This is a genomic window from Pararhizobium antarcticum (assembly GCF_001885585.1).
Classification (GTDB): domain Bacteria; phylum Pseudomonadota; class Alphaproteobacteria; order Rhizobiales; family Rhizobiaceae; genus Pararhizobium; species Pararhizobium antarcticum.
Map to the genome: position 1 here is coordinate 163,522 of NZ_LSRP01000107.1, position 12,030 is coordinate 175,551.

Consider the following 12,030-nt stretch of genomic DNA (forward strand, 5'->3'; position numbering starts at 1 on the left):
CCGCCTTCCGGTCTTGAGACGAAACAGCAGGACGAAAGCAGGAAGACGATGACATCCACGCGCACGGAAACAGACACGTTCGGCCCGATCGAAGTCGCTAGCGATCGATACTGGGGCGCCCAGGCGCAACGCTCGCTCGCCAACTTCAAGATCGGCTGGGAAAAGCAGCCGCTCGCCATCGTGCGTGCGCTCGGCATCGTCAAGCAGGCGGCCGCCCGCACCAATATGGCGCTGCAGGGGCTTGATCCGACGATCGGCAATGCCATTATTGCGGCAGCGCAGGAAGTCATCGACGGCAAGCTGGATGAACATTTTCCGCTTGTCGTCTGGCAGACGGGTTCCGGCACCCAGTCGAACATGAATGCCAATGAAGTGATCTCCAACCGCGCCATCGAAATGCTGGGCGGCGTCATGGGCTCGAAAAAGCCGGTGCACCCGAATGATCACGTCAATATGAGCCAGTCATCGAACGACACCTATCCGACTGCCATGCACATCGCCTGCGCCGAACGGGTGGTACACGACCTTCTGCCGGCACTCAGGCACCTGCTCAAGGCACTGGAAGACAAGGTCAAGGCCTTCGATCACATCATCAAGATCGGTCGCACCCACACCCAGGATGCCACGCCCCTGACGCTCGGCCAGGAATTTTCCGGCTATGCGGCCCAGGTCGCCTCCTCGATCAAGCGCATCGAGATGACGCTTCCCGGCATTTGCGAACTCGCCCAGGGTGGAACCGCCGTCGGAACCGGCCTCAACGCGCCGATCGGCTTTGCCGAGAAGGTTGCCGATGAAATCGCCAAGATCACCGGCATCGCCTTCGTCACTGCGCCGAACAAGTTCGAGGCGCTGGCCGCGCATGATTCCATGGTCTTCAGCCATGGTGCGATCAATGCCGCGGCCGCCGCTCTGTTCAAGATCGCCAACGACATCCGCCTGCTTGGCTCCGGCCCGCGCTCCGGCCTTGGCGAATTGTCGCTTCCGGAAAACGAGCCCGGCTCGTCGATCATGCCCGGCAAGGTCAACCCGACCCAGTGCGAGGCCCTCACCCAGGTCTGCGTGCAGGTGTTCGGCAACAATGCCGCGCTGACCTTTGCCGGCAGCCAGGGGCATTTCGAGCTGAACGTCTACAATCCCCTGATGGCCTACAATTTCCTGCAGTCTGTGCAGCTTCTGGCCGATGCGGCCGTCTCCTTCACCGACAATTGCGTCGTCGGCATCGAGGCCCGCGAAGACAACATCAAGGCCGCACTCGACCGGTCCCTGATGCTGGTGACGGCGCTGGCCCCGAAAATCGGCTATGACAATGCCGCCAAGATCGCAAAGACCGCCCACAAGAACGGCACGACCCTTCGGGAAGAAGCCGTTGGTGGGGGCTATGTCACCAATGAGGAATTCGACGCTGTCGTGCGCCCGGAAACGATGATCAGCCCCTCCTGACACGATCAACCCCTGCGCGAACGACACTTCAAGCCATGCCCGCCGCTTTTTCCGAAGCGTTGGGCATGGCTTTTTTATTGCCATTTCTTAACAGGTATAAGTGATAGTGCATGTTCTTATGAACACTCTTAACGATGCGAATGACCAAACGTTAAGGCTTCTAAAATCTTTTACCCCTAGAAGTAGCGATGACAGAAAACACACATGAACAGGAGCTTGGCATGCAAACGGCGGCCTCGCACAAAATTCAGATACCGGACATCTCCGCCCATGTGACGCATGCGATGCGGATCATGGGCATATCGCCCATTCCGCGGAACTACGAACTCTACTACGAAGCCTATATCGGCTCCAATCCGAAGCTATCGAAGGAACTGGCGGCGCTTGGCAGCAAGGCGACGCAGGAAGAACTCGACGCGATCGGCGCACAGTATTTCAGCAATTTCCATCACCCGGCCGGCGTCGACCGCGCGCACACGCATCTGGCCTCCGAACTGCTGTCGCTGCTCACCCTCCTCAAGGAGGAGCAGACAGCGCTCGAAAGCTACAACCGCGTGCTGGACGAGGCCTATTCCAACATTACCAGCAAGAGCAGCGCCAGCGCCGAGATCCTGCGTCACGCGGTGACGATCCTGACAAATGCAACCGCAGACACCATGTCGCGGGGCAAGGAGCGCGTCGAAAACGTCGAGTTGAAAACCTTCGAGATGGAGATCATCCGCCAGGAACTCGAAGAATACAAGCGTATTGCCAACACCGATTCGTTGACCCGCCTTGCCAATCGGCGCGCCTTTGATGAAAAGCTCGCGGCCATCTACAATTCCGAGAATACAAAAGCCTATACCGGTCTTCTCGTTGTCGATATCGACCATTTCAAGAAGGTCAACGACAATTACGGCCATCCGGTCGGCGACAAGATCCTGGCGACGGTCGGGACCGTCATCCGCGCCAATCTGCGCCGCGATGTCTTCGTCGCCCGCACCGGCGGCGAGGAGTTTGCGGTCATCCTGACCGACAGCACCGTCGAAGAATGCCTGCAGGTCGGCGAACGCATCCGCACGGCTCTGGCCAACACCCCGTTCAAGAACTCCAAGACCGGCGTCAATTACGGACCGATCACGCTGTCTGTCGGCATCTGCCCGGCGCAGAGTGCCGAAGATCCCGTCGATCTCTACAACAAGGCCGATATCGCGCTCTATTGTGCCAAAAATGCCGGTCGAAACCGGACCATCCTGTTCGAGGACGGCATGAAGAAGGACACCGGCAAGAGCTGGCTGATCTATCGCAAATAGGCTGACGCCTATCCGCCACCGCTCCCGGCGCCCTTGTGGCGCCGTTCGTGTTTCCACGTGGTTCCCTTGGAAACAGCGGACCTCCCCCGTGCCGTCCTATGAAGGCGTCACAACAGGGAGCGACCCGCATTTCCGCGGCCGATCTCCCAGCAAAAACGGGAGACAACATCATGAAACGCCGGACCCTTGCCATTATCGCAACAGCGCTTCTTATCGCAGCCCCAGCAGCCCAGGCCGCAGGAACGGACCGTTCCGTGGAACTGGCATCGCTGCAGACCGGCACGCTCAAGACCGGCTGGCTTCAGGTTCTCTCGGAAGGCAAGCCCGCCACGGAGAAGGTCCGCGCCCGCAAGGACATCAACGCCTCGCCGATCCAGCGCGAACTGATTGCCTTTAACGAAACGGCAGCCCCCGGCACCATCATCATCGACAACTCCGACCGCCGTCTCTACCATGTTCTCGGCAACGGCATCGCCATGCGGTACGGCGTCAGCGTCGGGCGCGACGGTTTCATCTGGACCGGCGCGAACACCGTCAGCCGCAAGGCGGAATGGCCGACCTGGACGCCACCGGAAGACATGCGTGCCCGCGAGGCCAAAAAAGGCAACATCCTGCCGGCCAGCATGAAGGGCGGCATAAAGAATCCGCTCGGCGCCCGCGCCCTGTATCTCGGCTCGACGATCTACCGCATCCACGGCACCAACCAGCCGTCGTCCATCGGCAAGGCGATGTCATCAGGCTGCATTCGCATGGCCAATGAGGATGTCGAGCATCTCTATGCCAATGTCACCATCGGCACCAAGGTCGTTGTTCGCGATTGAGCTTTCCCTGGGGAAGCGCAGGTGAGCGAAAAGCCCCGCTGACGGTGAGTCAGCTTGCGTAGCGGGACGCCATCAGCCGCAGGCATTCCGCAAAGGCCTGCATATCCGTATAGAGCGCGTCTTCACTGGCATTGCCGACAACGAAGATGCCGCCGCGGCTTTCAATGCCGCCGTCGAGCATCAGATTGTCGACCATGTCGAAATCCTCGATCGACAGGCCGTCCGGCCCGCGGATACGGCCATCCGGCGACCGCGTCAGGGCGCCGCCATAAAAGTCCGCACACCGCTTGAAATGGTCGGTCTCAACATTGGTGTAACCGTAGACAACCTTGCCGAGCGCGCACATGAAGCCGAGTTCGAAGCTCGTTCCGACATCGGCGGCCACGCCGCGAAACGGCGTCAGATTGGCAATGACCGCATCGGCATCCCGCATCATGCCCTCGTTGATCGCGCTGATGGCGAGACCAAGCCCCTTTTTCGTGTCGCTGGGGGGAACTTCTAGATCCCCCGGGCACAAGGGGATGAAACCCGCAGCGCGCACCATATCGGCCTTCTGTCCGAGGATGTCGCGGGCATTGGAGAGAAAAACGTCCGGGCCGGCGAGGTAGATTTTCTTTTGCATGCAATGTCTGCCTTGAAACCTGTGTGACAGCCGAGCTTACAGCAGGGATTGCCCAGAGGAAGCCCGCTGTCGTCGCCATCCCCAGACAATGGCAGACGGTATCCGCGCGTTGCAGCAGGTCACCACATGGTCTTTTCCGCGCGTTCGGGCCATTCGCGATCGTAGGTCTCGCGGTCGAAATCGTCCTTGGCCGCCTTCAGCAGCATGCCCGGCGTCGGCAGGTGTGCGGGATCGACACGGAGCGCCGGATCCCAGAGCCTTGAGCGCATCAGCGCTCGCGCGCACTGGAAATAGACCTCGCCGATCGTGACGACGATGACGCTGCGCGGGTGTTTGCCATCAACGTTGAAGGTGCCGGTCAGGGCCGGATCGACACTGACCACGGCCGTGCCGTTGATCCGCATCGTCGTGTTCGATCCGGGCACGAGGAACATCAGGGCCACGCGTGGGTCGCGCACGATATTGGCAAGCGAATCGACCCGGTTGTTGCCGCGCCAGTCGGGTATTAGCACGGTCCGTTCATCGGCAATCCGCACCACGCAGGCCGCATCGCCACGCGGCGAGCAATCCAGCCCCTCCGGGCCCACAGTCGCCAGCGCGGCAAAGCGCGACGCCTCGATCATCAGCCGGTAGTCCGGCGTCAGGACCGTCGTGACCTTGACGATGGAGGCTTCCCCGGCATCGCCATAGAGCGCCTTGAGGTCGTCGAGCGTGCGGATGATTGTCATGCTTTTCTCCAGAATCCTTGCCAATCCGTCCGGCAAGACCATGAAGCTCTGATGACAATGGCAAGGGAAATCGTCAGGCGACCGCCCGGTCCGGTCTATCGAACAGGAAATCGCAGACGATCTCGATGACCGGCGGCGCCGACACGATGCGGCGATGCCCGAGCCCGTTGGCCCAGTGCAGGTGCACACGTGCGTTTGCGGCCGCATAGCGACGGGCATGTTCGGCCGCCACCTCCTTGTCGTCCTCGGCATGGATGATCAGCACCGGCACGTCCAGCGCACCCATCATCCGCGCCGCATCGAACTCGCTCAGGGAGCGTCCGGCCAGCCGCTCGACGACCGCCTCGAATGCCGCCTGCACTTTTGGTCGCAACCGCATGAACCGGCCGAAATCGGCAAACAGCCAGGCCATTTCGCTGGGCGCGCCAATCAGCACGAGACGGCCGGGTATGCGCGGTTGCACACCGGCAAGCGCACCGCCGGCCGCACAGGCAAGGCTTGCGCCCCCGAACGAATGGCCGACCGCCGCATCGAAGGGGCCGAAATGCCGCCAGGCCGCGTCGACGGTCTGCACCGCCTGCGGCATGGTCAGGAAACGTCCCGGCGAGGCGCCGTGTCCGGGCCAGTCGAGCGCCACCACCTCGGCGCCGGCGGAAACCAGCCCCTCGACCAGCGCCGTCAGGTAATCGACGCGCGAACCCCAGCCATGGGTGACAAGCACACGTTTGCCATTCGCCACAGTCGCATCCGGTAGAAACCGGTGGGCGACGGCCGCGCCACCGGAAAGCGGCAACGAGAGCGAAACCCGCTCGGCACGGGCCACCACGGGTGCCGCCTTTTCGAGCGCCGCTGCTTCCTTGGCATTTTTCCCGCGCCTGCCCGGTGTCCGGCTGAAAATCCCAAACGCAAGGCGACCGGCGGCAGCCGGCGAAAACAACGCAACGGCTGCCAGCGACATGCGGATGACCTTGAGCGCAAAGGATGGCATAGTGGGACTCCGATAATGTTCAATATTGAACAATAAAGTACAGGCATGAACAAAAATCAAGTCTCTTCCGCACCGACAGGCCTTCCCTGGGACCATCCCCGTTTCCGCAGCTGGATCGCCGTTGCCCGCGCCTGCCAGCTGATGCAGCAGACGCTGACACGGGCGCTGGCTCCCCTCGACATCAAGCCGCCGCATCTCGACATCCTGATCAACCTCTATCGCTTCGATGGCATCAGCCAGCAGGAACTGGCGCGAAAGCTCTTGGTCGGCCGCTCGAATATGAGCATGCTTCTGCCGCAGCTGGAAAAACGCGGCCTGATCGAACGGCGCGGCGATCGCAAGGACAAGCGCGTGCTGCGCCTGTCGCTGACCAGGGCGGGAGAGACGCTGACGCAGGAGGCGATGGCCATCCAGACCGCCTTGATCGAACGATCGCTGACCGGCGCGCCGATCGACGAATGCATCACGGTGGCCGAATCGATGGAGCGGATCATCGCCACCCTGCTTGCCGGCGAAACAGAAAGCCCGGAATAGGCCGGCGCAACCGTATCGACAAGCAACGGGACCGACTTACCTCGGCTTCTCGGCCTTGTCGCGTGTCATGCCCTTGTTGGCGAGATCGCGCTCGTAGTCGGCAAACTTCGCCGCCCCGGTCTCGCCCAGTTCGCGCAAAAAGGCCCAGGTGAAGATGCCGGTATCGTGAAAGTCGTCGAAGCCGAGCCGGACGGCATAGTTTCCGGTCGGCGCCACCGAGATGATCGCCACATTGCGTTTTCCCGGCACGGTCAGGCCCTGCCCCGGCCCGTGGCCCTGCACTTCGGCCGACGGCGACAGGACGCGCAGCATTTCCGCGGCAAGGTCATACGAAGCGCCGTCGTTGAAGCTCACCGTCAGCCTTTGGCGGTCCTTCGAGACGCGCAGCTCGGTCGGCCAGATATCAGTCATGTCACGCAGTCTCCATTCATCGATCGAAGGCCTAGCATGGGAAGGACGCAGCAAGAAAGTCTACCCGGACGGCATTTTGCAGTCCATTCACGCAGTTGCGTCTTGACGCGGCGGCCTTGGCTCACGACATTGACGTTTCAAGGAGACAGGATGTGACCACAGCCATTATCGACAGGACGGGCGCAACGCCGCTGAACGACGCCCCGGCGCCGATGATCGATCCGTTTGGCCGCGCCGTCACCTATCTGCGCGTGTCCGTCACCGATCGCTGCGATTTCCGCTGCACCTATTGCATGGCGGAAAACATGACCTTCCTGCCGAAGAAGGACCTGCTGACGCTTGAAGAGCTGAACCGGCTCTGTTCCGCCTTCATTGCAAAGGGCGTCCGTAAGCTGCGCCTGACCGGCGGCGAGCCTCTGGTGCGCAAGAACGTCATGTTCCTGGTGCGCGAACTCGGCAAGCATGTTCATGACGGCCGGCTCGACGAACTGACGCTGACCACCAATGGCTCGCAGCTTGCCCGCCACGCGGCCGAACTCGCCGATTGCGGCGTGCGCCGCATCAACGTCTCGCTCGATACGCTCGATCCGGAAAAATTCAAGTCGATCACCCGTTGGGGAGAGCTCGGCAAGGTGCTGGAGGGCATCGGCGCCGCACAGGCGGCTGGCATCCACGTCAAGATCAACGCCGTGGCGCTCAAGGATTTCAACGACCAGGAAATCCCGGACATGATGCGCTGGGCCCATGGGCGCGGCATGGACCTGACCCTGATCGAGACCATGCCCATGGGCGAGATCGACGAGGACCGGACCGACCATTATCTGCCGCTGAGCGAGATGCGCGCCCGCCTCGCCGAACAGTTTACGCTGTCGGACAATGCCTACAAGACCGGCGGCCCGGCCCGGTACCTGACGGTCGCGGAGACCGGCGGCCGGCTGGGGCTGATCACGCCGATGACCCACAATTTCTGCGAAAGCTGCAATCGCGTGCGGCTGACCTGCACCGGCACGCTCTACATGTGCCTTGGCCAGAATGATGCCGCCGACCTGCGCGCCCCCTTGCGGATTTCCGACGACGACGCCTATCTTTCGACCGTGATCGACGAGGCGATTTCGCGCAAACCGAAAGGCCACGACTTCATCATCGACCGCACCAGCAACAAACCGGCGGTCGCCCGCCACATGAGCGTGACCGGCGGCTGACGCAAACCCCTTTTTTCTTCCCTGAAACGCAAAACCCGCCGGGGTCATCCCCGGCGGGTTTTTCCTGCAGGACCGTCAGATATCAGGCGGCGTAGCTGTGGCGGTTGCCATAACCGTGGTTGCTGCGGGTGGTGCCCGTCTTGAAGCGCTCGATCTTCTCGTTGAGGCTCTCGACCTGCCGGCGCAGGCCATGGATCTCGGCGGTGTTCTCCTCGACCATGGCGGCATTCTGCTGGGTGATCAGCTCGACCTGGCGCACGGCCTGGTTGACCTCGTTCAAGCCCCGATACTGGTCGGCGGCAGCCGATTCGATGTTGCTGACAAGCTGATGGATCGTCGAGATATGATCGTTGATGACCGTCAGCGCCGTCCCGGTTTCCTTCACCAGCTCGACGCCGCTGCGCACCTGGACCGAACTTTCGGAAATCAGCCCCTTGATCTCGCGGGCAGCACCAGCGCAACGCTGGGCAAGCTCGCGGACTTCCTGGGCAACCACAGCGAAGCCGCGACCGGCATCACCGGCGCGGGCAGCCTCGACACCGGCGTTCAGGGCCAGCAGGTTGGTCTGGAAAGCGATTTCATCGATGACGCTGATGATCGTCGAGATCTTGTCCGACGACTTGTTGATCGCAGCCATGGCATCGATCGCCTTGGAGACGACAAGCCCCGAATGCTTGGCGTAGTTGTGCGTTTCGTCGACCGAGACCGTGGTCTTGCGGGCGCTTTCTGCCGTCGAACGGACAATCTCGGTCAACTGACCCAAGGCACGGGAGCTTTGTTCGAGGGCTGCGGCCTGTTGCTCGGTGCGACGGGCAAGGTCGTCGGCGGACGCCGCCAGATTGCTGGTGCCGCCGGTGATTTCATTGGTCACCATACGGACATCGATCAGTGTGGCACGCAGCGCCTCGACGGCATTGTTGTAGGTGCGGGCCATGACGACATAATCTGCAGACAGGTTTTCCGCCATGCCGTCTTCCAGATTGCCATCAGCGAGCTTGGCGAGAACGTCCGACAGGGCCGTCAGCGCCTCCATCTGTTCGGCTTCGATGCGGGCACGCTCGTGGCTGCGCCGGGCCTCTTCTTCGGCCGACAGGGTACGTGCGGTTTCCGCTTCGCGTTCCAGGCGGACATTTTCGACGGCGTGGTCGCGGAAGACGGCAACCGAACGCACCATGTCGCCGATTTCGTCGCCGCGGTTGCGGCCCTCGATCGCGACCTCAAGATCACCATTCGCCAGGCGGGTCATGGTTTCGGTGACACGCTTCAAGGGACCGCGCAGGGTCTCAATGAGCATCAGGCCGCCGATGATGGCGAGCAACGTGCCTGCAATCATGGCGATGATCGAGACATTGGCCGAACGCTGGCTATCCTGTTTTCCGACTTCCTGGGCGCGGCTGACGAAGTTTTCGAGCGTCTGGCTTGCCTGCACCACGAGCGTGGTGACCTGCGCCTTCGCATTGAGCCAGCGTTGACCGACGTCGATCAGCTGTGCGGTGCCGCTGTCGATCTGCTCCAGCGAGGGCGTCAGCTTGCCGAGCAGGTCGCGCAGCGCTGCGTTCTTTCCGCCGGTTTCCGAAAGCGTCGTGGCCGAAGCGCGAACGGCCGTGATATCGGCAATGACGGCAGCGCGGCTGTCGGTATTCAGGTTGCGGTGCAGTTCGCTGATGTGCAGGCGAGTGGCATCCAGCCCCTTGAAGGTTTCATCCATCAGCGCGATCAGGCTTTTCAGCAGCAGAATTTCACCATCCATGCCGACAAAACGCTTGGCAGCCGTATCGGAGTTCTTCGCCGCTTCCTTGGCAAAATCCGCTTCATATTTCGAAAACTTGCTGAGGATCGGAACGATCTGCGTCTTCTTGATATCATTTGCATCCGAAGAAGCGACGATCGCACTGATCTTTTCGGCATCCGCCCGGACGACGGCAATCTGCTTTTGCACCTTGTCCGATGCGATCGCCTCGGCTTCGGCAATCTGCTTCATCAGATGCGGCAGGAATTTCTTGGCCGCGTCGATCTTGGCATCGGGCGCGACCGCCATGGTGACAGGCAGGCGAAATTTCTTGATGCGCTCGGCAAGCCCCTGATAGGCAGCCGCGTCAAACAGCAGGGCTTTCGCAAAGGCTTCCTTCTCGCCGGATTCCTTGCGCAGCACATCGATCTGCTTGTAGGCCATATTGCCCTGTTTGGTCATCTCCGACAGCGCCGTCGCAACCGACGTGGTCACCGCGTCGCGCTCCGTCTCGATCGACCAGAGCGTTTCGGCGCCGCTACGCATCGCATCGCCCAACTGCATCACAGATGCGATCTCGGCCCTGTCCGCCGCGGTCGGCAGGAGGTCGTTGAGAACCCGGATGCCGGCTTCCTGTTCCCCGATCCGGGCTGCCAGAATCTGTCGCGTTTCATCCGTCGGCGTGTCGGTGAAACTCTGCACCGCGCCGCGCAGCGCCTCGAAATTCGAGAGATTGCTGATCGTCTCGCGGGTGACGGTCATGTGTCCGTTCAGCGTGCTCGCGGTGAAATAGCCGACAAGCCCGATGCCGGCGATCAGCGCGACAAGCGGGACGACGAACAAAAGAACCTTGGTGACGATGCGAAGACGCTGCAATGAGCGATCGATCAGGGACATTCCGGACTCCAGGCGTTGAGTAAATCGGACATTCCCGCAGAACGGCCTTCGGCATCGAAGAGCCCATATGCCGCGCGCAACAACAGGCGCCGGCGGCACATTCCAGTTGACGCTGGGGGAAACTGCCTTCCCCTGCGTCAGCCATCATTCGCCCCATGCAAGAGGACAGCGGAGTAGAATGACGGTAGGCAGCGAAAATTAATATTTTCCCAATTAAAACCGCAATTTACGATAGTTTCGAGCGCTGCCGGCAGATCAGCATGCTGCACAGAAAGAATGCAGCCTCGCAAGCGGTGTCGCGCAGCCCATAAAACGGCGACGAGAACGGGACAGATGTTGCATAAAAACACGTCCGATGCTTTACAGTTAGGCAGTTGACGTCTTTTGTTACCGTCGCATCGGCTCTCTCGCAGGAAGCGATCGGAAACCGCCCCCCGGCGAACCAGGATAAAAAATGCACTCTTCCGCCAATATGCGCGGCGCAGTTTTCATGTGCCTTGCCATGGCCGGCTTCACCTGCAACGACGCTCTTGTCAAATCCGTCACCGGCGAAATGAATGTCGGCCAGATCATGTTCGTTCGCGGCTTCCTGACTTCCGTTCTGGTGCTGGCACTCGCCTGGTCTTTCGGTGCCATGCGGTCGTTTCGGCTTTTGACGACGCCAGCCGTTGCTCTTCGCGTCGTTGCGGAAGTCGGCGCCTCCATTACCTATATCAACGCGCTCGGGCAGATTCCGCTGGCCAATGCCTCGGCGATCCTCCAGGCGCTGCCGCTGGCTGTGACGCTGGGCGCCGCCCTCTTCCTGTCCGAGCCCGTCGGCTGGCGGCGTTGGCTTGCCATCCTCACCGGTTTTCTCGGCGTGCTGATCATTTTGCGGCCAGGTCCGGAGGGGTTTACAATCGCCGCGCTCAATGTCGTCGCCTCCGTCTTCTGCGCCGCGATCCGCGACCTCTGTACGCGCCGGATCGACCCCAAGGTGCCGTCGCTGTTCATCTCCGTCATAACCGCCGTCGCCATCACGCTGACCGGTGCGGTCATGATCCTGCCGATGGGTGGCTGGCAGCCAATGAGCCTGGTGTCGTTCGGCCATCTGGCCGGCGCCAGCCTCTTGCTGCTGGTCGGCTATCAATGCATCGTTCTGGCCATGCGCAATGGCGAAATCGCCATCATCGCCCCCTTCCGCTACACAAGCCTGATCTGGTCGATCGGTATTGGCATGCTGTTCTTCGCGGAAAAGCCGGACATCTGGATGATTACGGGCATTCTGGTCATCGTCGGCTCCGGACTTTATACCTTCGCCCGCGAAAACAAGCGGCGCGTTGCAGCGGTTGCCCAGCAATCGATCCCCGAATCGCCGAAATAGAGT

Annotated in this window: 11 protein-coding genes; 6 read left to right on the forward strand and 5 right to left on the reverse strand. The window is 61.3% G+C overall.

Translation table 11 applies throughout. The features are described 5' to 3' along the window. Positions 1-48: 48 nt before the first annotated feature. From fumC to AX760_RS19150, 3 genes are all read left to right on the forward strand, one after another. Positions 49-1,440, forward strand: a complete 1,392-nt coding sequence (fumC, locus tag AX760_RS19140; RefSeq protein ID WP_071834642.1) for a class II fumarate hydratase — start codon at positions 49-51, stop codon at positions 1,438-1,440. A gap of 221 nt (positions 1,441-1,661) precedes the next feature. Beyond that, positions 1,662-2,732, forward strand: coding sequence for a GGDEF domain-containing protein (locus AX760_RS19145; protein WP_071834643.1), 1,071 nt, complete (start codon positions 1,662-1,664; stop codon positions 2,730-2,732). 170 nt (positions 2,733-2,902) lie between these two features. Then, entirely contained in the window at positions 2,903-3,553 is a 651-nt protein-coding gene (locus AX760_RS19150) for a L,D-transpeptidase (protein ID WP_071834644.1), read from the forward strand. A gap of 49 nt (positions 3,554-3,602) precedes the next feature. Here the strand turns inward: AX760_RS19150 and AX760_RS19155 are convergent, their stop codons facing one another. From AX760_RS19155 to AX760_RS19165, 3 genes are all read right to left on the reverse strand, one after another. Next, on the reverse strand, positions 3,603-4,175 hold the full coding sequence (locus AX760_RS19155; protein ID WP_071834580.1) for a nucleoside 2-deoxyribosyltransferase: 573 nt from the start codon (positions 4,173-4,175) through the stop codon (positions 3,603-3,605). A 119-nt stretch (positions 4,176-4,294) separates the two neighbouring features. Further along, entirely contained in the window at positions 4,295-4,903 is a 609-nt protein-coding gene (locus AX760_RS19160) for a pyridoxamine 5'-phosphate oxidase family protein (RefSeq protein WP_071834581.1), read from the reverse strand. 73 nt (positions 4,904-4,976) lie between these two features. Beyond that, on the reverse strand, positions 4,977-5,891 hold the full coding sequence (locus tag AX760_RS19165) for an alpha/beta fold hydrolase (protein WP_071834582.1): 915 nt from the start codon (positions 5,889-5,891) through the stop codon (positions 4,977-4,979). Between the two features lie 45 nt (positions 5,892-5,936). On the opposite strand from AX760_RS19165, the gene AX760_RS19170 reads away from it, so the two are divergent. Beyond that, positions 5,937-6,425, forward strand: coding sequence for a MarR family winged helix-turn-helix transcriptional regulator (locus AX760_RS19170; protein ID WP_071834583.1), 489 nt, complete (start codon positions 5,937-5,939; stop codon positions 6,423-6,425). 36 nt (positions 6,426-6,461) lie between these two features. On the opposite strand, the gene AX760_RS19175 is transcribed toward AX760_RS19170, so the two are convergent. Further along, positions 6,462-6,836 carry a gamma-butyrobetaine hydroxylase family protein gene (locus AX760_RS19175; RefSeq protein ID WP_071834584.1) on the reverse strand — a complete coding sequence of 125 codons (375 nt, stop codon included), beginning with the start codon at positions 6,834-6,836 and terminating at the stop codon, positions 6,462-6,464. Positions 6,837-6,988: 152 nt separating this feature from the next. On the opposite strand from AX760_RS19175, the gene moaA reads away from it, so the two are divergent. Then, entirely contained in the window at positions 6,989-8,038 is a 1,050-nt protein-coding gene (moaA, locus tag AX760_RS19180; RefSeq protein WP_071834585.1) for a GTP 3',8-cyclase MoaA, read from the forward strand. A gap of 82 nt (positions 8,039-8,120) precedes the next feature. Here the strand turns inward: moaA and AX760_RS19185 are convergent, their stop codons facing one another. Then, on the reverse strand, positions 8,121-10,664 hold the full coding sequence (locus tag AX760_RS19185; RefSeq protein WP_071834586.1) for a methyl-accepting chemotaxis protein: 2,544 nt from the start codon (positions 10,662-10,664) through the stop codon (positions 8,121-8,123). A 454-nt stretch (positions 10,665-11,118) separates the two neighbouring features. Between AX760_RS19185 and AX760_RS19190 the strand changes: the two genes are divergently transcribed. After that, a complete protein-coding gene (locus AX760_RS19190) occupies positions 11,119-12,027 on the forward strand; it encodes a DMT family transporter (RefSeq protein WP_071834587.1) in 909 nt (302 codons plus the stop codon). Positions 12,028-12,030: the final 3 nt, after the last annotated feature.